Raw genomic sequence first — 18,996 nt, forward strand, 5'->3', positions numbered from 1 at the left:
GGCGGCTTACAGCCCGCGTTCGAAGCGCAGTTCGCCGTTCGGGCCCTCGACGACGAAGTAGCCGTCCTTGAGGTCCCAGCGCGCGGCCGTGCGCAGGGCGACGAGGAAGCTCTTCTCCAGCGCCATCACGCCCGGATCGCACCCCTTGCGGGTCACCGCCAGCGGGCCCACGGCGAGGCGCTGCTGTTGCAGCGGGTAGGCGGTGGCCGAGAAAGTGTTGCAGCCGGCAAAGCCGCGCGCCCGCAGCTGGTCGTCGATCTGCAGCGTCGGGCGCGTGCCGGAGTAGGGCTTGCCGTTGAGGCTCGACGCCGTCCACTGGAAGTTCAGCGGAAACTGCTTCTGCGCCTTGGGCACGCCCCCGGCCCCCGCCTTCGGGTCGGCCAGCGGCGCGGACTGCGCGAGGGCGACGCCTCCGAAAGCGAGCGTGAACGCGGCGGCGTGAAGCAGGCGGACGAGCATGGAGAGCGGTTCCAGGGGGTCGAAATCGCGGCGGAGCATAGCGGCGAGCCTCGCGCGCCGCAATCGGCTGCGCGGGCCTAGCCGATCCGCGCTTCGAGCCGCTCGATGAGCTTGTTGCTGGCGGCGAACACGTAGTCCGCGGAGGTCACGGCGACGCGGCTCGCCCCCTGCGACACCAGCCACTCGGCCAGCGCGAACAGATTGGCCTTGGGGCAGGTCAGCAGCGCCTTGCGTCCGGCGTCCGCGCCGTCGCCGCGCTCCAGCACCGCGGCGGAGAAGCGGCGCGCGGCTTCCTCAAGCACTCCTTCCGCGCCCTCCGGAAGCCAGGCGCGCACCTCGCGCGTCGTGCGGCCCTCCTCCTCGGCGGCGATGCGCGCCAGGATGGAGGCGACGGCCCGTCTCGCGCGCGGTCCCCAGGCCGCGCCGACCGAGGCGACGAGGTTGGCCTCGCTGCGCAGCATCACGCCGTCGTCGACGACCTTGAGGGCGTTGGCCGCCAGCGTCGCGCCCGTCGTGGTGATGTCGACGATCAGCTCGGCGCTTCCGGAAGCCGGCGCTCCCTCGGTCGCGCCGAGGCTCTCGACGATGCGGTAGTCGGCGACGCCGTGGCTGGCGAAGAAGGCGCGGGTCAGGTTCACGTACTTGGTCGCCACGCGCATCTTGCGGCCGTGCTGCGCCCGGAACGCCGAGGCGACGTCCTCGAGGTCGGCCATGCTGCGCACGTCGATCCACGCCTGCGGCACCGCGACCACGACGTTGGCGTGGCCGAAGCCGAGCGGGGTGAGCAGCGACAGGCGCTCGTCCGCGTCGGGAATGGACTCGCGGATCAGGTCCTCGCCGGTGATGCCGAGATGCGCGCCGCCCTGGGACAGCTCGCGGGCGATCTCGGAGGCGGAGAGGAACAGCACCTCGACGTCCGGCATTCCGGCGATGGAGCCGCGATAGTCGCGCGCGCCGCGGCCCTGCGTCAGCGGCAGGCCGGCGCGGGCGAAGAAGGCGAAGGCGTTCTCCTGCAGCCGCCCCTTGGAGGGCACGGCCAGCGTCAGCGGCGGATCGGCCGGCAGGGAGGGCGGGTTCATCGGCGGACTCCGGCGAGGCGGTCGAGCCAGATCGAGCAGCCGACCGCGGCGATGGGGCGCGGCGCGCCGAGCGTGCCGAGCAGGCGGTCGTAGCGCCCGCCGCCGACGATGGGCCGGCCGTCCGCCTGCCGCGCGTCGCGGATCTCGAACACCGCGCCCGTGTAGTAGTCGAGGTTGCGGCCGAACGCGGCGGAGAAGGCGAGCGTGGTGACGTCGATGCCGCGCGCCGCGATGAAGCCCGTGCGGGCGTCGAAGGCGTCGAGCGCCGCCGTCAGGTCCAGGCCGGTTTCCGCCGCCAGCGCGCGCAGGCGGGCGGAGGCGGTGTCCGGGTCGCCGGAGATGGCGACGAAGCGCTTGAGAATGTCGCGCACCTCCTCGGAGAGGTCGGCGTCAGCCTCGGCGGCGGCCTGGGCGAGGAAGCGCGCGGCGATCTCGCCCGCGCTGCGCCCGCCCACCGACGAGATGCCGGCGATCTTCAGCAGGTCTTCGACGAAGGCGCGCGCCGCCTTCGGGTCCTGGCCCTCGAGCGCGCGCAGCACGCCGGCGTGCTCGCTCGCGCCGGAATGGCCGTTGGCGAGCACGTCGATGGACGCGGCGTTGAGGCCACCCTGGGCGTAGGCGCGCTTCAGCTTGCGCACGCGCGCCGCCGGCAAAGCGAGCGCGTCGAGCAGCGCGGTGAACAGGCCGACGTCGCCGAGCCGGATGTCCGGCCGGTCGAGTCCGTGCGCCGTCACGGCTTCCAGCGCCAGCGCGAGCACTTCCGCGTCCGCCGCTTCGCAATCGTCGCGGCCGAAGGATTCGATGCCCGCCTGGATGAACTCGCCGATTTCCCCCACGCGCAGGCGGAACACCGGCCCGCAATAGGAGAAGCTCGCCGGCTCGCGTCCGCCGCCGGCCGCCAGCCAGGCCCGCGCCACGGGAATGGTGAACTCCGGCCGCAGCGCCCACTCGCGCCCGTCGGCGTCGGAGGTCACGAACATGCGGCTGCGAATGTCCTCGCCCGAGAGGTCGAGGAACACGTCGGCCGGCTGCAGCACGTCGGGCTCCATGCGCGCGTAGCCCGCGCCGGCGAACGAGGCCAGCAGGCCGTCGCTGAGATCCTGAACAGTCCGTTCCACGCGCGTCCCCAATCTTCGGGCGCCTCTTTACCAAGGCTTGGCCGGGATTGCGACCGGATTTGCCCGCCACAGTGAACGGGGCGTGAGGGCGCTACGGCGCGACGCGCACCGTGAAGGCGTGGCTGAAAGCCGCCGCGCCGTCGCGCATCGCCTCGTAGACGGCGCGGTAGACGCCCGGCGCGAAACCGCGCTCCGGCCGCTTGCGGCCGGCGAACAGCATGGTCTGGGCCTGGTCGCGCTCCTGCGGCTTGGCGTCGTTGCGCATCACCTGCTGGCCGTCCGGGCCGAAGATGGTGATGCGCGACACGTCGCCGGCCTGGAGGCCGATCACCCGCACGAAGGCGACCAGCGCCTCGGCCTTGGCGTCGATCTTCGGCGGGGCGGCGCTGCCGGCCTCGATCGCCTCCATCGTCACCGGGCCGGTCGCGAACCCGGCGTTCAGCACGGCGCGGGGCTGGTAGGCCAGCGCCGCCGACAGCGTGGGCGCCCAGAGCGACTGGCCGCCGCCGCACGCGCCCGGCGCCGCGCCGTAGGCGAACGGGTCGACCACCTTGCCGTCCTTGCGCAGGGTGAAGTGCAGGTGGGGATACTCGGTCATGCCGGAAAGCCCCACCTTCCCCAGCGTCTGCCCCACGGTCACGCGGTCGCCGGTCTTCACCGCGATGCTGCCGCGCTGCATGTGGCAATACTGGCTGGCCCAGCCGTCGCCGTGGTCCACCACGACGCCGTTGCCGCACTCCTTGCCTTCCACGGATGCCACGCCACGCTCGCGCACCGAGACGTCGTCCATCTCGTCGCGCAGGCCGGTCACGCGCCCGGCGGCGGCGGCGCGCACCGTCACGCCGCGCTTCTGGTCGGCGAGGGTGGGCAGGCGGAAGTCGACGCCGTTATGGGCCTCGTAGGTGCGGGTGCCGCACTTGTAGTCCTTGGCCGAGGGCGACGGATCGTCGTCGACATAGTTCTGGATGAAGCAGGTCTCGCCGAGCCGGCAGTCGATGGGCAGGTCCAGCACCGGCTGGGCGAGCGCCGGGCCGGCCCCCAGCCAGGCGAACGCCCCCAGGGCTGCGGCGGCGGCGAGGCGGGCGGCTGTTTCGATCGGGGGCATGGCAAATCCGACGTGCTGAAAAGCGGAAGGGGTCACTCTCCGTGCGGAGCGCGGCCAAAGTTCGGCGGAACGGCGCAAGGATTCGCCGGCCGACCCGATGAAGGCGACCCTAACAGATCAGTGGCGCGCCAGAACCTCCCGCACGCGCTCCACCAGCTCGGACTCGGGGGCGGAGAACTGGGCCGGCCGCGCCGCCTTCCACTCCTCGTGCCCGGCGATGGCGGCCGCCGCCTTCGCGCCCTCCACCAGGTCCTTGATCTGGATTTCGCCGGCCTCGCGCTCGTTCGAGCCCTGGATGACGACGCACGGGGCGCGCCGCCGGTCGGCGTATTTCATCTGGGCCTTCATGCCCGCGCCGCCCATGTACATCTCGGCGCGAATGCCGGCGGCGCGCAAAGCGGCGACCATGGACTGGTAGTGGGCGACATGGTCGCGGTCCATGACGAGCACGACGACCGGGCCGCGCGCGGCGTCCTCGCGCACCTGGCCGAGCGCCTTCAGCGCGGCGAGCAGGCGCGACACGCCGATGGAGAAGCCCGTGGCCGGCACGGGCTCGCCCCGGAAGCGCGCCACCAGCCCGTCATAGCGCCCGCCGCCGGCGACCGAGCCGAAGCGCACCGGCCTGCCGTCCTCGTCCTTCACCCGGAACGTCAGCTCGGCCTCGTAGACCGGGCCGGTATAGTATTCGAGCCCGCGCACGACCGAGGGGTCGATGACGACGCGGCCGTCGCCGTAGCCCGCCGCGCCGACGAGCTGCGCGATCGTCGCCAGCTCCTCGACGCCTTCCGCGCCGCGCGCCGAGGTTCCGACCACCTCGCGCAGATTGATGAGCGTGAGGCCGGCGTGCTCCGCCTGGGCCGAGGTGAAGGCGAGCACGCGCTCGATGTCCTCGGGCGCGAGGCCCGCGCCCTTGGTGAAGTCGCCGCTCGGGTCCATCCGGCCGGGGCCGAGCAGGGCGGCGACGCCCTCGGGGCCGACCTTGTCGAGCTTGTCGATGGCCCGCAGCACGATCAGGCGGCGGGCGGCGTTCTCCTCTCCGGCGAGGCCGATGGCCTCCAGCACGCCGTCCAGCACCTTGCGGTTGTTGACGCGCACCACATAGTCGCCGCGCGCGATGCCAACGCGCTCCAGCGTGTCGGCCAGCATCATCGCCGCCTCGGCGTCGGCGGCGACGCCCGGCGAACCGACCGTATCCGCGTCGAACTGCATGAACTGGCGGAAGCGGCCCGGCCCGGGCTTCTCGTTTCGGAACACCCAGCCGCACCGGTAGGAGCGGTAGGGCTTGGGCAACGCGTCGAAATGCTCGGCCACGTAGCGGGCCAGCGGCGCGGTGAGGTCGTAGCGCAGCGACAGCCAGGACTCGTCGTCGTCCTGGAACGAGAACACGCCCTCGTTCGGCCGATCCTGGTCCGGCAGGAACTTGCCGAGCGCCTCGGTGTATTCCACAAACGGCGTCTCGACCGCCTCGAAACCGTACAGTTCGAACGTCTCCCGGATGGCGGCGAGCATGGCGTCGGTGGCGGCGATGTCCGCCGGTCCCCGGTCCGCGAAACCGCGCGGCAGGCGGGGCTTCACCATCTGGGACTTGTTGGGGCTGCTCATCGGTTTTCGGGCTCCCGGACGCGCGCCGCGCGGGCGGCCGTCCCTCGGTTGCGACGTGTGGCGGGGTGGTAGCGCAGCCCGCAGGGAGGGGCAAGCCGGGCGCTCATGGTTAAGCCGCCGTGAACCGCCCCGGTCCCGGCGCGCGCGGCGGCGTTAACGAAGCGCGCGGAGCGTGAACGCAGCCGGCACGAATCGCGACGCGCCCCTCGGGCGCACGGCAACGCCCAAGAAAAAGCCCGCTTTGCCGGAGCGAAGCGGGCCTGGATCGCGTCACAAAAGGCGGGGCGGCCGGAGCCGCCGCGCGCCCTCCCGTGTCAGGCGACGGCGCGGATGGACTTTGCGACCTTGTCGACCAGCTCGCCGATCTGCTCCTCGGTGATCGTCAGCGGCGGCGACAGGGCGATCGTGTCGCCGGTGATGCGGATCATCGCGTCGTGCTCGCGGAAGGCGGTGTCCATCGCCTCGTAGGCGCGCGCGCCGAAGGCGTCGGGCCGCGACGCGAGGTCGATCGCGCCGACGAGGCCGATCTGCCGGATGTCGAGCACGTTGGGCAGGCTCTTCAGGCTCATCACCGCGTCCGCCCAGGTCGACTCGAGCGCGGCGGCGCGCTCGAACAGCTTCTCGTCGCGATAGACGTCCTGCGTGGCGAGGCCGGCGGCGGCGGCGAGCGGGTGGCCGGAATAGGTGTAGCCGTGGAACAGCTCGATGACGTGCTCCGGCCCCTTCATGAAGGTGTCGTAGATGCCCTTGCGGGCGATCACGCCGCCCATCGGCACCGTGCCGGAGTTCACCGCCTTGGCGAAGACGATCATGTCCGGCAGCACGCCGAAGCGCTCGGCCGCGAACGCCGTGCCGAGCCGGCCGAAGCCGCTGATCACCTCGTCGAAGATCAGCAGCAGGCCGTATTTGTCGCAGATGGCGCGCAGGCGCTCGAGATACCCCTTCGGCGGCGGCAGCACGCCGGTCGAGCCGGCCATCGGCTCGACGATCACGGCGGCGATGGTGGAGGGGTCGTGCAGGGCGACGATGCGCTCCAGCTCGTCGGCCGTGTGCGCGCCCCACTCGGGCTGGCCCTTGGTGAAGGCCTGCTCCGCGCGGTTATAGGTGTGCGGCAGGTGGTCGACGCCGGTCAGCAGCGTGCCGAACATCTTGCGGTTGGTGACGATGCCGCCGACCGAGATGCCGCCGAAGCCGACGCCGTGATAGCCGCGCTCGCGGCCGATCAGGCGCGTGCGCTGGCCCTGGCCGCGCGCGTTCCAGTAGGCGAGGGCGATCTTCAGCGCCGTGTCGACGCCCTCCGAGCCGGAATTGGCGAAGAACACGTGGTCGAGGTCGCCCGGCGCCATCGCCGCGATGCGCGAGGCGAGCTGGAACGCCTTAGGGTGGCCGAACTGGAAGGCCGGCGAATAGTCGAGCTCGGCGGCCTGCTTCTGGATCGCCTCGACGATGGGGCCCCGGTTGTGGCCGGCGTTGCAGCACCACAGGCCGGCGACGCCGTCGAGCACCTTGCGGCCGTCCGGCGTAATGTAGTGCATGTCCTTCGCGCCCACGATCATGCGCGGGTTCTTCTTGAAGGCGCGGTTCGGCGTGAAGGGCAACCAGAAGGCGTCGAGGTCGTTCGGGGCGGCCTCGCGGCGGGACTGGTCATGCGCGAGTGACATGGGCGTTTTCCTCGGCGTTCTGAGCTGCGGCGATCCGAAAATGCTATCAGGGCGCGGCGCGGCGCAAAAGGCGCGCCGTCCGCAGGGCTTGCGATTTTTCGGCGCGCCGGGCGCGATCCGTCGCATGGAATGCGAAATTTTTGAAAAAGCGCGCCCTCGCGGCAGGTTGATCGGCAAGGTTGCGTCACCTCAATCGGCGGCGCGGCGCGGGCGGTGTAGGATCGTGCGGCGCGGAACTTGGCGCGGAACGCGGGAGACGAATGGTGCGGTGGACTCGGGCGCTGGTGCTGGGAACGGTGGCGGCGGCCGTCGCGGCCGGGGTGTGGCTCAGGTTCGGCCGGGGCCCCGAGGTCGCGACGGTCCGCGTCACGCGCGGCAGCGTGGCCGAGGTCGTCTACGCCACCGGCACCGTGGAACCGGCCCGCTGGGCCAAGGTGATCCCGATGCAGCGCAAGCGCCTCGTCGAGCTGTGCGACTGCGAGGGCAGGCAGGTCGTCCAGGGCGAGGTGCTGGCCCGGCAGGACGACGCCGAGGAGCGCGCCAACCTCACCGAGCTTGAGGCGCGCCGCGCCTTCTTCGAGAAGGAGCACACCCGACTCGCCGGGCTGCTGGAGCGCAACGCCACCTCGGCGACGGCGGTCGAGACCTCCGAGACGGCGCTGAAGGAATCCGCCGCGCGCATCGCCGCCGCCCGCGAGCGCGTCGACGCGCTGGTGCTGCGCGCCCCCATGGACGGCGTGGTGCTGCGCAAGGACTTCGAGCTGGGCGAGATCGTCGGCCAGAACGACGTGGTCTTCTGGGTCGGCCAGCCCAAGCCGCTGCGCGTCGTCGCCGACGTCAACGAGGAGGACATCCCCCGCGTCCAGCCCGGCATGAAGGTGCTGCTGCGCAACGACGGCTTCGGCGCGCGCACGCTGCCGGCCACGGTGTCGTTCATCACGCCCAAGGGTGACCCGTCGGCCAAGACGTTCCGCGTCTATCTCGGCCTGCCGGACGATACGCCGCTGCTGATCGGCATGAGCGTCGAGGCCAACATCGTGTCGCGGGAGACGCAGGACGCGCTGCTCGCGCCGGCCGAGGCGATCTCGGGCGACGTGGCCTGGAAAGTCGGGGAGGGGCGACTGTCGCGCGCCCCGGTCAAGGTCGGCATTCGCGGCACGCGGATGGTCGAGATCGTCGACGGGCTGCGGGAGGGCGACGCCATCGTCTCGCCGGCCAGGCCCGAATACCGGGACGGCGAGCGCGTGCGCGTGGCGGGCGGGCCATGAACCTCGTCATCGACATCGCGCTCACGCATATCCGCTCGCGCATGCGCCAGACGCTCGTGGGCCTGCTCGGCGTCGCCACGGGCGTCGGCTTCTCGGTGATGATGGCGTCCCTCATGGAAGGCTCGCAGCAGGACTTCATCGACCGCCTGGTCGACTCGCTGCCGCACATCTCGGTCTCGGACGAGCGGCGCGAGCCGCCGGTGCAGCCGGCCGAGCGGACCTACGACGCCGTGCGCATTCTCAGCCTCTCCACCGAGAAGGAGCGGGCGGGCATCAAGAACCCGTTCGCCATCATCGCCGCGCTGGAGGGCTGGCTGCCCGGCAGCGTCGCGCCGTCGGTGCAGTCGAAGGCGATCATCCGCTACGCCGGGCGCGACACCGCGGCGACGGTGATCGGCATCGACCCGAAGCGCGAGGTCAAGGTGTCGCAGCTCCCGACGCAGGTCACGCAGGGCTCGCTCGACGCGCTCTACAAGGCCTCGAACGCCGTCATTCTCGGCGACGGGCTGGCCTCGCGCATCGGCGCGCGGGTCGGCAACACGCTGACCATCACCACCTCGGGCGCGCGGCCTTTGTTCGCGCAGGTGGTCGGGCTGTTCCACGCCGGCGTGCGGCAGATCGACGACAACCAGGTCTACACGCTGGTCAAGACGGCGCAGATCCTGGAGCAGCAGATCGGTCTGGTGAACGAGTTGCGCATCCGCGTCGACGACGCCATGGCGGCGCGCGACGTGGCCTCGCGCATCGAGCGGCAGACCGGATACAAGGCCGTATCCTGGCAGGAGGCGCACGAGGACCTGTTGTCGGCGTTCCAGATCCGCAACGCCATCATGATCATGGTGGTCGGGGCGATCCTGCTCGTCGCCTCGTTCGGCACCTTCAACATCGTCTCGACGATCACGCACGAGAAGGCGCGCGACATCGCCATCATGAAGTCGCTGGGCCTGCGCGAGGCGACGGTGCGCCGGATCTTCGTGCTGGAGGCGACCATCATCGGCGCGCTCGGCATGGTGGTGGGATGGGTGTTCGGCTTCCTGCTCTGCGTCATGCTCGGGCAGATCGAGTTCAAGACGGGGTTCACCGACGCCACCCGCCTGCCGCTGCTCTATTCCCCCTGGCACTACGCCATCGCCGGCGCGGCGGCGCTCGGATCATCGGTGATCGCCGGCTTCTTCCCGGCTCGCAAGGCGGCGAGGGTCCATCCCGTCGAGATCATCAGGGGCGCGTCGTGAGCGCGGCGCCGGCCGAGCCCGCCGTCCTGCTCGAGGCGATCCACGCCACGCGCGTGCTGCCCGGCGTCGTTCCGGTGACGCTGGTCGAGGACATCACGCTCAAGGTCCATCCCGGCGAGTTCGTCGCCATCACCGGCCCGTCCGGCTCCGGCAAGTCGTCGCTGATGTATTTGCTCGGGCTGCTCGACGTCCCCACCTCGGGCGCGATCGAGATCGGAGGGGTGGACACGACGCACATCGACGAGGACGCGCGGGCGGCTATCCGGCTCGGCTCGCTCGGCTTCGTGTTCCAGTTCCACTTCCTGCTGCCCGAGTTCTCGGCCGTCGACAACGTCATGCTGCCGATGCGGGCGCTGGGCGCGATGCCGATCGCGCGCTGCCGCGAGCGGGCCGAAATGCTGCTCTCCCAGCTCGGGCTCGAGCCCCACATGGCCAAGCGGCCTGACCAGCTGTCGGGCGGTCAGCGCCAGCGCGTCGCCATCGCGCGGGCGATGGCCAACCATCCGCCCGTGATCCTCGCCGACGAGCCCACGGGCAACCTCGATACCGCGTCGAGCCAGCAGGTTCTGTCCATCCTGCGCGGCCTCGTGGACGAGCACGACCATTCGGTCGTGGTCGTCACGCACGACATGGAACTCGCCGCCCGGGCGGACCGTCGCATCCACATCGTCGACGGCCGCATCGCCTCCGACGCGTCCAACAGACGCGAAGCGCCGGCCGTGTGAAGGTTCAGGCGAGCGGCGTCGCGGCGTATCCGGCCTTGGTGATGGATTCGGCCAGCTTGTGGATATCGGCCGTCGTGCGCGCCTCGACGCGGCCGCTCTCCAGCTCGACCTTGACGTCCGCCTCGGGGTCGGCGCGCTTGACGATGCGCGTCACGGCGTTGGCGCAGCCGCCGCAGGTCATGCCTTCGACCTTGAGGACGACGGGTTCGCGGGTCTGGCTCATCGGTGAACTCCTCGTTGCGCCGGCGCGGTGGCGGACGGCGTTTCGACACGGAAGATAGGCATCCCGGCCTCGCCGGCCAAGCGCGACCATCGGCGGCAGGCGCGGCGCGCCGGCGCATTGGCGCGAATCGCGCCTTGCGCTTTAAACGGGTAAAGCCCCCCGAGGCGGGCGCGAGGACCGGGACCCCGACGTGTTCAGGCGCATCAAGCTGACCACTTTTCTGATCGGCGCGGTGGTGGCCGCGGTCGTGCTGGGGGCGCTGTACCTGTTCGGCCGCGCCCCCTACGTCATCGCCGGCCTGGTGATCGGCGCGTTCGGGTTCGGCGCGTTCCTGTGGGCGCGGCGCGGCTTCGGGGCCATGCGCGGCGTCGCCTTGGACGATTTGAAGCGGGCGAAGCCCGGCCCGGTCACCGACGACCCGCGCATGGCGATGCTGGAGAACGGCGTGGCGCTCATGGCCCGGCGCGTCCTCGCGCTGGAGACGCGTCTGCGCGAGGTCCAGGAGTTCATGCACGAGATCAGGGGCGCGGTGGACGACGCGCGCACCAGCGCCGTGGATGCGGCGGCGGGCGAGATCGAGGCGTTGAGCGGCGTGGTGCGCGACCTCGCCGAGGTCGTCGCGCAGCACGAGGCGGTGCTGGCGGAGGGCTCGCCCCGGCCGGCCGTCTCCGCTCCGCAGGCGCTCGCGCCGCAGCCCCCGGCCGTTCCGGACCCCGCGCCATCGCCCGGCGCTCCGTCCTTCGTCCGCGAGGCGATCGAGCAGAACCGGGTGGAACTGCTGCTGCAGCCGATCGTCGGCCTGCCGGGGCGCAAGGTCCGCGTCTACGAGCTCTCGGCGCGGGTGCGCGAGGGCGGCGTCGTGCTGCACGGCGACGATCTCGGGGCGGCGGCCATCTCGGTCGGGGCCGGCGCGCGGCTCGGCCGCTACCTGCTCGGCCACGCGCTGCGCGTGGTGCGCCACCTGATGAGCCGCAATCGCGACGTGCCGGTGATCTGCCCGGTCGACCTCGCGACGCTGGCCGACCCGGTGGTCCACCGCGAGCTGGCCGGCCTCGTGGCGGCCGATCCCTCCTTCACCGGCCGCCTGATGTTCCGCATCACCCAGGCGGAACTGCGCGATATCGGGCCGATCGAGGCCGACGCCCTGGCGGGCGTGCGCGACCTCGGCTTCCGCTTCGCCATGGACGGCGTGACCGACCTGCGGCTGGACGCGCAGCGTCTGGCCGCCCATGGCGTCAGTCTCGCGAAAACGCCGGCAAGCCTGCTGCTGGCCGGCGCGGAGGGCGAAGCGCCGACCGAGATCCACCCCTACGACCTCTCCGGGCTACTGGCGCGGCACGGCGTCGCGCTGGCCGTGAGCGAGGTCGGGACGGAGCGCCTGGCCCTCGACCTGCAGGATTTCGCGGTGACGCTGGGGCAGGGCCACGCCTTTGGCGAGGCGCGCCCCGTGCGGCAGGACATCCTCGACGCCGTCGAGGCGGCCCCGCCGGAGCCGGTCCGCGAAGCGGACCCCGCCCCCTCGAAAGAGCCGTCCGAGCCGCCCCAGCCGCCGCCGTCCGGCCCGGCGCGGGCGCCCTTCCGCTCGCTGCTGCGCCGGACCACGGCTTGACAGGACCCGCCCCGGCCGATAGCGGCCCTTGACCCGCCGCAGCGCACGGATGAGCCATGACCGCGTCCCCCGTCCAAGAGCCTGGCCAAGAGCCCGTCCGCGTGCCCGTCCTGGACGGGATCGCCGAATGGTCGAGCCGCTACGAGGTGATCCTGTGCGACATCTGGGGCGTGCTCCATGACGGCCTGCACGCCCACCGCGCCGCCGCCGACGCGCTCAACCGCTTCCGCCAGCGCGGCGGGACCGTGGTGCTGGTCTCCAACGCGCCGCGGCCTGCCGCTTCCGTGGTGCCGCACCTCGACCATCTCGGCGTGCCGCGCGACGCCTGGGACGGCATCGTCACCTCGGGCGACGTGACCCGCGCCGTGCTGGAGGGCGAGGACGCGCCCTATTTCTGGCTGGGGCCGGAGCGGGATTTCCCGCTCTTCGAGGGCCTGGCCGCGCCCCGCGTGGAGTTCGAGGCGGCCCGCACGCTGGTCTGCACCGGCCTGCTGCACGACGAGCGCGAGACGCCTGAGGATTATCGCGACCTGCTGGGCCGGGCGCGCGAGCGCGGCATGCGTTTCGTCTGCGCCAATCCCGACCTCGTGGTCGAGCGGGGCGGGGAGCTGGTCTATTGCGCCGGCGCGCTGGCCGAGGCCTATGCCGAGCTGGGCGGGGACGTGGTGTTCGCCGGCAAGCCGCACCGTCCCATCTACGAGTCCGCCCTCGCCATCGCGGCGTCGCTGCGCAAGCGCGAGACGGAGCTGGCGCGCGTGCTGGCGGTCGGCGACGCGCTTCGCACCGACGTGGCGGGGGCGAACGGCCTGGGCTGCGACTCGCTGTTCGTGGCGCGGGGCATCCATACGCACGAGATCGGCATCGCCGCGCTGGCGCTGGACCACGGTCTCTTGTCGGCCTTCCTCTCGGCCGCCGAGGTTCACCCGACGGCGGCGATCGACAAGCTCGCCTGGTAGGGCCGGCGCTAGCCGCCGCAGACCGCCTCGATCTTGGAACGCAGCGTCTGCGCGTTGAACGGCTTGACGATGTAGCTGCTGACGCCGGCGCGCTTGGCGGCGACGACGTTGTCGGTCTTCGACTCGGCGGTCACCATGATGAACGGCGTGTCGCGCAGGTGGTCGTCGGCGCGCATGCTCTTGAGCAGCTCGAAACCCGTCATCGGCTCCATGTTCCAGTCGGAGATGACGAGGTCGTACTTCTTGTCCTTCATCTTGCCGAGCGCCTGCGCGCCGTTGCTGGCGTCGTCGACATCCTCGAAGCCGAGCTGCTTCAGGAGGTTGCGGATGATGCGGATCATCGTCTGGTAGTCGTCGACGACCAGGATCGACAGCGAGGCGGGCAGGGCCATGGGTGGTCTCCGAACCGGCGCGGCTCCCGCCAAAAGCGAGGCCACGGGCTGGCGAAAACGGTTGCGTCCGAGCCTGCCCGCAAGGGCTTTAGATGGAGTTAACGGGTGAACTCAACCTTCGCGCGGAAGCGGCGGGAAGGTGCTGTTCCGCACGCAAGGGATGAATATCACCATCGACCTTTGATACAGTGGATTTGCGGCGCGGAACCCGTCATTTTCCCGGCTCTTCGCCCCGCGAAAGGACGCAAATGACGGTCAGGACCCTGTTCTTCGAGGATCTCCACGTCGGCATGCGCGAGACGCTGATGCGCACCGTGATGGAAAGCACGGTGTCGCAGTTCGCCGAGGTCTCGGGTGACGTCAATCCCATCCACCTCTCCGACGACTACGCGGCGACGACGCGCTTCGGCCAGCGCATCGCCCACGGCATGTTCACCGCGAGCCTGATCTCGGCGGTGATCGGCACGCGCCTGCCCGGCCCTGGCGCGGTATACCTGTCGCAGACGCTGCGCTTCCTCGCCCCGGTGCGCATCGGCGACGTGGTGGTGGCGGTGGTCGAGGTGGCCGAGCTGGTGGAGAAGGGATCGCGCGTGCGGCTCGCCTGCCAGTGCCTCGTCGACACCAAGCCCGTGCTGGAAGGCGAGGCCTGGGTCATGGCCCCCCGGCGGAGGGCACTTTGACCGCCCGGCGGCTCGCTTGACCGGCGCGGCCCGAGAGGCCAGTTTGCCGGCCCGGGCCGGTCTGCCGGCGTCTGTCCGGCTCACGCCATCCTGCTCCGGAACCCACGCATGACCACGCGACCCGTCGGCCGCATCTTCACCGTCTCCCACCTGGACGCCTCGTCCGGCGCGCTTCCGGGCGCCCTTGCCGGGAGCGTTGCGGCGATCGGCAATTTCGACGGGCTTCATCTCGGCCACCGCGCCGTGTTCCACGCCGCCCGGACCATGGCGCAGGGCCTCGGCGCGCCGTGCGTGCTGCTGACCTTCGAGCCGCATCCGCGCGCCTTTTTCCGGCCCGACGTCAAGATGTTCCGGCTCACGCCGCAGGCGGTGAAGGCGGCGCTGGCCGAGCGGATGGGACTGGACGGCGTCGTCGTCATGAGTTTCGACGCCGCCCTGTCGGGCACCAGCGCGGCCGACTTCATCTCCGGCCTGCTGGTCGGCCGGCTGGGCCTGCGTGGCGTCGCCGTCGGCCACGATTTCCATTTCGGCAAGGGGCGGGAGGGCTCGCCCGCGCTGCTGGCCGCGGAGGGGCCCTCGCTCGGCCTCTCGGTCGAGGTGATCCCGCCTTTGCAGCGCGGCGGTGCGCCGGTGTCGTCCAGCGCCATCCGCGCGCATCTGGAGGCCGGGCAGGTCGAGCCCGCCGCCGCCTTGCTCGGCTACCGCTGGATCGTCCGCTCCGTCGTCGGGCACGGCGACAAGCGGGGCCGCACGCTCGGCTTCCCGACCGCCAACATGAAGACGCCGGAGGGCTGCGGACTGCGCCACGGCATCTACGCCGTCCGCATGGCGGTGGACGGCGTCGTGCGCAACGGCGTGGCGAGCTACGGCCGCCGGCCCACCTTCGACGACGGCCCGCCCATGCTGGAGGTGTTCCTGTTCGACTTCTCGGGCGACCTCTACGGCAAGTCGGTCGACGTCGAGTTCTGCGCATGGCTGCGCGGCGAGGAGAAGTTCGACAGCCTCGACGCGCTGATCGCCCAGATGAACCGCGACGCCGAAGCCGCCCGGGCGGCGCTGGCGCGCGGGCCGGACACGCCCGCCCCCTCGCTGCTGCCGCTGCGCCTGTAGGCGTCGCTCAGGTCCGGCAGGACGGCGGCGACAGGCTGACGATCAGCCGCATCTCCCGCAGAATGGGCTCCAGCGGTGGGAAATCCGTCTCGAACGCGATCATCGGCGGCGTCGCCAGCCGCCGGCGCGCGTCCAGCGCCTGGAAGCGCCAGACCATCACGTCGACCGGGGCGACCCTGACGCCGGCGGTCCGCAGTGCGGTGACGGTCTGCTGGAGCGCTCGGTCGTAGGCCCGTTCGGCCTCACCGTCCGGCTGCGACGCCGCGACCTCCAGCCAGCGCGCGATTTCCGCGGCGAGCGCCCCGCGCGGCGGCGTTTCCGCCAGCGCGCCGGCAAGCTCCGCCGCGCGCGGCGCGCAGTCGGCGACGATGAAGGGAGGATCGTCCGCCGCCGCCGGCGTGGCCAGGGCGGCCAGGATGGTAAGGACAAGCGGCCCGGGACGGGCGGGGAATCGGCGCATGCTGGAAATCCGCGATTCGCAATGGCGGCAAGGCTAGTGCATCGCCGGCCGATGGGGAACCCGCCGCGTCCGCGCCGTACGCGCCGCCCTTTATTCCGGGCGGCGGCGCTGGTACTAAGGCCGGCATGACAGAGGCTTGGCTCCCTGCGGGCGCGCGCGGCCGGCGCGCCACACGAATTATCGGCCCGACTCCCGCGTGAGGCGCCTCGCCTCGTCCGGGGGTCGGGACCGTGGCGTTGCGCCGCCTTTCCACCCGATCCGCTGTCCGCCCGTCGCCCGAGCGACCGGCCCATCCCGGTTGATGTGATGAACGACCAGACCGCCCCCGCCGCCCGCGACTATTCCAAGACGCTGTTCCTGCCGCAGACCGATTTCCCCATGCGGGCGGGCCTGCCGCAGCGCGAGCCGCAAATGCTGGCCCGCTGGGCCGACATGGACCTCTACCGCCGCCTGCGCGAGACCTCCGCCGGCCGGCCGAAATTCGTGCTGCACGACGGCCCGCCCTACGCCAACGGCAACATCCATATCGGCCACGCCCTCAACAAGATCCTCAAGGATCTGGTGACGCGCTCGCAGCAAATGCTGGGGCACGACTCCAACTACGTGCCCGGCTGGGACTGCCACGGCCTGCCGATCGAATGGAAGATCGAGGAGGAGTACCGCAAGAAGGGCAAGAACAAGGACGAGGTGCCGGTCGTCGAGTTCCGCCGCCAGTGCCGCGCCTTCGCGGAGCACTGGCTCGGCGTGCAGCGCGAGGAGTTCAAGCGCCTCGGCGTCGAGGGCGACTGGGCGCACCCCTACTCGACCATGGCCTACCCGGCCGAGGCGACCATCGCCTCCGAGCTGATGAGCTTCGCCATGACCGGGCAGCTCTATCGCGGCTCCAAGCCGGTGATGTGGTCGGTGGTGGAGCGCACCGCCCTCGCCGAGGCGGAAGTCGAGTACCACGAGCACACCTCGCAGACGATCTGGGCCAAGTTCCCGGTCGACCAGCTCGACACCGCCGCCGAGGTGAAGCTGCGCGCCGCCGGCGAGGCGGCGACCGACCTGCTCGCCGCCAGCGTGGTGATCTGGACCACGACTCCCTGGACCATCCCGGCCAACCGGGCCGTCGCCTATTCGCCGACGGTGAGCTACGGCCTGTTCCGCGTCACCGCCGCGCCCGAGGGCAACTGGGCCAGGCAGGGCGACCTCTACGTCCTCGCCGACAAGCTCGCCGACGAGGTGATGAAGGCCGCCAAGGTCGAGGCGTTCGAGCGCGTGCGCGACGTCGACCCCGCCGTGATCAAGCTCTGCCGCCATCCGCTGGCCGGCGCGGCCGGCGCGATGGGCTACTACGACTTCGGCGTGCCGGTCGTCCCGGCCGACTACGTGACCGACGACGCCGGCACCGGCTTCGTCCACACCGCGCCGGGCCACGGGGCGGACGACTACATCACCTACGTCAACCACCGCGCCGCCTTCGCCGCCGCCGGCACCTCCGAGGTTCCGCACACGGTGGGGCCGGACGGCGCCTATTTCCCGCACGTCAAGCTGTTCGACGGCGCGCGCGTCATCGACGACAAGGGCAAGGATGGCGACGCCAACAAGCGGGTGATCGACAAGCTCGTCGAGGTCGGCGCGCTGATCGCGCGCGGGCGGCTGGTGCATTCCTACCCGCATTCCTGGCGCTCCAAGGCCCCGCTGATCTTCCGCAACACGCCGCAATGGTTCATCGCCATGGACCGGCCGGTGGAGAGCCTCGGCGGCAAGACGCTGCGCGAGGTGGCGCTGCGCGCCATCAGCCACACGCGTTGGGTGCCCGCCGTTGGCGAGAACCGCATCAACGGCATGATCGAGAATCGGCCCGACTGGGTGATCTCGCGCCAGCGCGCCTGGGGCGTGCCGATCACCGTGTTCGTCGACAAGGCGACCGGCGAGATCCTGCGCGACGAGGCGGTCAACGAGCGCATTGCGGAAGCCTTCCGCGCCGAGGGCGCGGACGCGTGGTTCTCCGACGCCACCGGCGCGCGCTTCCTGCTGCCCGACTACGACCCCGCCGCTTACGAGAAGATCGACGACGTGCTCGACGTCTGGTTCGACTCGGGCTCGACCCATGCCTTCACGCTGGAGGACCCGGAGCAGTTCCCCGGGCTCGCCGGCGTCAGGCGCAAGGTCGACGGCGGCGCCGACACGGTGATGTACCTGGAGGGCTCGGACCAGCATCGCGGCTGGTTCCACTCGTCGCTGCTGGAAAGCTGCGGCACGCGCGGTCGCGCGCCCTACGACGTGGTGCTGACCCACGGCTTCGTCCTCGACGAGAAGGGCGAGAAGATGTCGAAGTCCAAGGGCAACGTCACGGCTCCGCAGGACGTCATCCGCGACAGCGGGGCCGACATCCTGCGCCTGTGGGTGGCGGCGTCGGACTATTCGGACGACCTGCGCATCGGCCCGGAAATCCTCAAGACCTTCGTCGAGACCTACCGCAAGCTGCGCAACACGCTGCGCTGGATGCTCGGCACGCTGGCCCACCACAAGGCCGGGGTGACGCTGGACGCGGCGGCCGCGCCCGAGCTGGAGCGGCTGATCCTGCACCGCCTCGCAGAGTTGGACGTGGCGGTGCGCGAGGCCTACGCCGAGTTCGACTACAAGAAGGTGGTGGCGCAGCTCTCCTCGTTCATGACGACGGACCTGTCGGCCTTCTACTTCGACGTGCGCAAGGACGTTCTCTACTGCGATCCCGCCTCGAGCGCGACGCGGCTCACCGCGCTGGCCGTCATCGAGGAGGTGTTCCGCCGCGTCACGGCCTGGCTCGCTCCCATCCTCGTTTTCACCGCCGAGGAGGCCTGGCTGTCGCGCTACCCGGAGGAGGCGGCCGGCGGCTCGGTTCACCTGCGTACCTTCCCGGAGACGCCGGCCGCCTGGCGCGACGACGCGCTCGCCGAGAAATGGGCGGCGATCCGCCGCGTGCGCCGCGTCGTCACCGGCGCGCTGGAGATCGAGCGCGCCCAAAAGCGAATCGGGGCCTCGCTGGAGGCCGCGCCGGAGCTGTTCGTGGCCGACGACGCGCTGCGCGGGTTGCTGGCGACGGTCGATATGGCGGAGGTGTGCATCACGTCCGGGCTGTCGCTGATGGCGGGCGAGGGGCCGGAGAGCGCGTTCCGCCTCGACGACGTCCCCGGCGTGGCGGTCGTGCCGCGCCTCGCCGAAGGCCGCAAGTGCGCCCGCTCGTGGAAGTTCTCGACCGAGATCGGGCGCGATCCCGACTACCCGGACGTGACCCCGCGCGACGCCGCCGCGCTGCGCGAGATCGACGCCGCGGGCGTGGCCGCCTGACG

General features: G+C 71.4%; 17 protein-coding genes. 8 read left to right on the forward strand and 9 right to left on the reverse strand.

Going from position 1 to position 18,996, the window contains the following annotated elements; genetic code table 11:
- Positions 1-6: 6 nt before the first annotated feature.
- The 6 genes from NK718_RS11655 to aptA all read right to left on the reverse strand — a co-directional run bounded on the left by NK718_RS11655 (position 7) and on the right by aptA (position 7,024).
- Positions 7-498: an META domain-containing protein gene (locus NK718_RS11655; RefSeq protein WP_254742152.1), complete on the reverse strand. Its 492-nt coding sequence runs from the start codon at positions 496-498 to the stop codon at positions 7-9.
- A 38-nt stretch (positions 499-536) separates the two neighbouring features.
- The gene (gene hisG / locus NK718_RS11660; RefSeq protein WP_254742155.1) at positions 537-1,538 is read right to left on the reverse strand and encodes an ATP phosphoribosyltransferase; all 1,002 of its coding nucleotides are present in this window, start codon (positions 1,536-1,538) and stop codon (positions 537-539) included.
- Positions 1,535-2,656 carry an ATP phosphoribosyltransferase regulatory subunit gene (locus tag NK718_RS11665; protein ID WP_254742158.1) on the reverse strand — a complete coding sequence of 374 codons (1,122 nt, stop codon included), beginning with the start codon at positions 2,654-2,656 and terminating at the stop codon, positions 1,535-1,537. Before NK718_RS11665 ends, hisG begins: the two co-directional genes overlap by 4 nt.
- A 91-nt stretch (positions 2,657-2,747) precedes the next feature.
- On the reverse strand, positions 2,748-3,761 hold the full coding sequence (locus NK718_RS11670; RefSeq protein ID WP_254742161.1) for a M23 family metallopeptidase: 1,014 nt from the start codon (positions 3,759-3,761) through the stop codon (positions 2,748-2,750).
- Between the two features lie 117 nt (positions 3,762-3,878).
- Positions 3,879-5,363 (reverse strand): histidine--tRNA ligase, encoded by a 1,485-nt coding sequence (gene hisS / locus NK718_RS11675; RefSeq protein ID WP_254742164.1) that lies wholly within the window; start codon positions 5,361-5,363, stop codon positions 3,879-3,881.
- A gap of 314 nt (positions 5,364-5,677) precedes the next feature.
- Positions 5,678-7,024 carry an omega-aminotransferase AptA gene (gene aptA / locus NK718_RS11680; RefSeq protein WP_254742167.1) on the reverse strand — a complete coding sequence of 449 codons (1,347 nt, stop codon included), beginning with the start codon at positions 7,022-7,024 and terminating at the stop codon, positions 5,678-5,680.
- A 260-nt stretch (positions 7,025-7,284) separates the two neighbouring features.
- Between aptA and NK718_RS11685 the strand changes: the two genes are divergently transcribed.
- Genes NK718_RS11685 through NK718_RS11695 form a run of 3 tightly spaced genes read left to right on the forward strand, consistent with a single transcriptional unit; the run spans position 7,285 to position 10,249 of the window.
- Positions 7,285-8,292 carry an efflux RND transporter periplasmic adaptor subunit gene (locus tag NK718_RS11685; RefSeq protein ID WP_254742170.1) on the forward strand — a complete coding sequence of 336 codons (1,008 nt, stop codon included), beginning with the start codon at positions 7,285-7,287 and terminating at the stop codon, positions 8,290-8,292.
- Positions 8,289-9,524 carry an ABC transporter permease gene (locus NK718_RS11690; RefSeq protein ID WP_254742173.1) on the forward strand — a complete coding sequence of 412 codons (1,236 nt, stop codon included), beginning with the start codon at positions 8,289-8,291 and terminating at the stop codon, positions 9,522-9,524. The genes NK718_RS11685 and NK718_RS11690 overlap by 4 nt, the downstream gene beginning before the upstream one ends.
- The gene (locus NK718_RS11695) at positions 9,521-10,249 is read left to right on the forward strand and encodes an ABC transporter ATP-binding protein (RefSeq protein WP_254742176.1); all 729 of its coding nucleotides are present in this window, start codon (positions 9,521-9,523) and stop codon (positions 10,247-10,249) included. Before NK718_RS11690 ends, NK718_RS11695 begins: the two co-directional genes overlap by 4 nt.
- A gap of 4 nt (positions 10,250-10,253) precedes the next feature.
- Here the strand turns inward: NK718_RS11695 and NK718_RS11700 are convergent, their stop codons facing one another.
- Positions 10,254-10,472, reverse strand: a complete 219-nt coding sequence (locus tag NK718_RS11700) for a heavy-metal-associated domain-containing protein (RefSeq protein ID WP_254742179.1) — start codon at positions 10,470-10,472, stop codon at positions 10,254-10,256.
- 190 nt (positions 10,473-10,662) lie between these two features.
- Between NK718_RS11700 and NK718_RS11705 the strand changes: the two genes are divergently transcribed.
- On the forward strand, positions 10,663-12,081 hold the full coding sequence (locus tag NK718_RS11705; protein WP_254742182.1) for an EAL domain-containing protein: 1,419 nt from the start codon (positions 10,663-10,665) through the stop codon (positions 12,079-12,081).
- 101 nt (positions 12,082-12,182) lie between these two features.
- Positions 12,183-13,037: a TIGR01459 family HAD-type hydrolase gene (locus tag NK718_RS11710; RefSeq protein WP_254742185.1), complete on the forward strand. Its 855-nt coding sequence runs from the start codon at positions 12,183-12,185 to the stop codon at positions 13,035-13,037.
- A gap of 8 nt (positions 13,038-13,045) precedes the next feature.
- On the opposite strand, the gene NK718_RS11715 is transcribed toward NK718_RS11710, so the two are convergent.
- The gene (locus NK718_RS11715; protein WP_254742188.1) at positions 13,046-13,429 is read right to left on the reverse strand and encodes a response regulator; all 384 of its coding nucleotides are present in this window, start codon (positions 13,427-13,429) and stop codon (positions 13,046-13,048) included.
- A gap of 248 nt (positions 13,430-13,677) precedes the next feature.
- Between NK718_RS11715 and NK718_RS11720 the strand changes: the two genes are divergently transcribed.
- Both NK718_RS11720 and NK718_RS11725 read left to right on the forward strand, forming a co-directional pair.
- The gene (locus tag NK718_RS11720) at positions 13,678-14,109 is read left to right on the forward strand and encodes a MaoC family dehydratase (protein WP_254742191.1); all 432 of its coding nucleotides are present in this window, start codon (positions 13,678-13,680) and stop codon (positions 14,107-14,109) included.
- 108 nt (positions 14,110-14,217) lie between these two features.
- On the forward strand, positions 14,218-15,219 hold the full coding sequence (locus NK718_RS11725) for a bifunctional riboflavin kinase/FAD synthetase (RefSeq protein ID WP_254742194.1): 1,002 nt from the start codon (positions 14,218-14,220) through the stop codon (positions 15,217-15,219).
- A gap of 7 nt (positions 15,220-15,226) precedes the next feature.
- Here NK718_RS11725 and NK718_RS11730 read toward each other — a convergent pair whose 3' ends face one another.
- Positions 15,227-15,679, reverse strand: coding sequence for a hypothetical protein (locus tag NK718_RS11730; RefSeq protein ID WP_254742197.1), 453 nt, complete (start codon positions 15,677-15,679; stop codon positions 15,227-15,229).
- A 306-nt stretch (positions 15,680-15,985) separates the two neighbouring features.
- Between NK718_RS11730 and ileS the strand changes: the two genes are divergently transcribed.
- Complete coding sequence (ileS, locus tag NK718_RS11735; protein ID WP_254742200.1) at positions 15,986-18,994, forward strand: isoleucine--tRNA ligase; 3,009 nt, start codon at positions 15,986-15,988, stop codon at positions 18,992-18,994.
- The last annotated feature ends 2 nt before the right edge of the window (positions 18,995-18,996 follow it).

It is taken from the genome of Alsobacter ponti, from assembly GCF_024294805.1.
Classification (GTDB): domain Bacteria; phylum Pseudomonadota; class Alphaproteobacteria; order Rhizobiales; family Beijerinckiaceae; genus Alsobacter; species Alsobacter ponti.

Excerpts from the sequence above, each read along its gene's own strand:
- ileS (WP_254742200.1), top strand. The coding sequence starts at position 15,986 with ATGAACGACCAGACCGCCCCCGCCGCCCGCGACTATTCCAAGACGCTG.
- aptA (WP_254742167.1), bottom strand. The coding sequence starts at position 7,024 with ATGTCACTCGCGCATGACCAGTCCCGCCGCGAGGCCGCCCCGAACGAC.
- NK718_RS11720 (WP_254742191.1), top strand. The coding sequence starts at position 13,678 with ATGACGGTCAGGACCCTGTTCTTCGAGGATCTCCACGTCGGCATGCGC.
- NK718_RS11725 (WP_254742194.1), top strand. The coding sequence starts at position 14,218 with ATGACCACGCGACCCGTCGGCCGCATCTTCACCGTCTCCCACCTGGAC.
- hisS (WP_254742164.1), bottom strand. The coding sequence starts at position 5,363 with ATGAGCAGCCCCAACAAGTCCCAGATGGTGAAGCCCCGCCTGCCGCGC.
- NK718_RS11730 (WP_254742197.1), bottom strand. The coding sequence starts at position 15,679 with ATGCGCCGATTCCCCGCCCGTCCCGGGCCGCTTGTCCTTACCATCCTG.
- NK718_RS11670 (WP_254742161.1), bottom strand. The coding sequence starts at position 3,761 with ATGCCCCCGATCGAAACAGCCGCCCGCCTCGCCGCCGCCGCAGCCCTG.
- NK718_RS11690 (WP_254742173.1), top strand. The coding sequence starts at position 8,289 with ATGAACCTCGTCATCGACATCGCGCTCACGCATATCCGCTCGCGCATG.
- hisG (WP_254742155.1), bottom strand. The coding sequence starts at position 1,538 with ATGAACCCGCCCTCCCTGCCGGCCGATCCGCCGCTGACGCTGGCCGTG.
- NK718_RS11715 (WP_254742188.1), bottom strand. The coding sequence starts at position 13,429 with ATGGCCCTGCCCGCCTCGCTGTCGATCCTGGTCGTCGACGACTACCAG.
- NK718_RS11700 (WP_254742179.1), bottom strand. The coding sequence starts at position 10,472 with ATGAGCCAGACCCGCGAACCCGTCGTCCTCAAGGTCGAAGGCATGACC.
- NK718_RS11655 (WP_254742152.1), bottom strand. The coding sequence starts at position 498 with ATGCTCCGCCGCGATTTCGACCCCCTGGAACCGCTCTCCATGCTCGTC.
- NK718_RS11685 (WP_254742170.1), top strand. The coding sequence starts at position 7,285 with ATGGTGCGGTGGACTCGGGCGCTGGTGCTGGGAACGGTGGCGGCGGCC.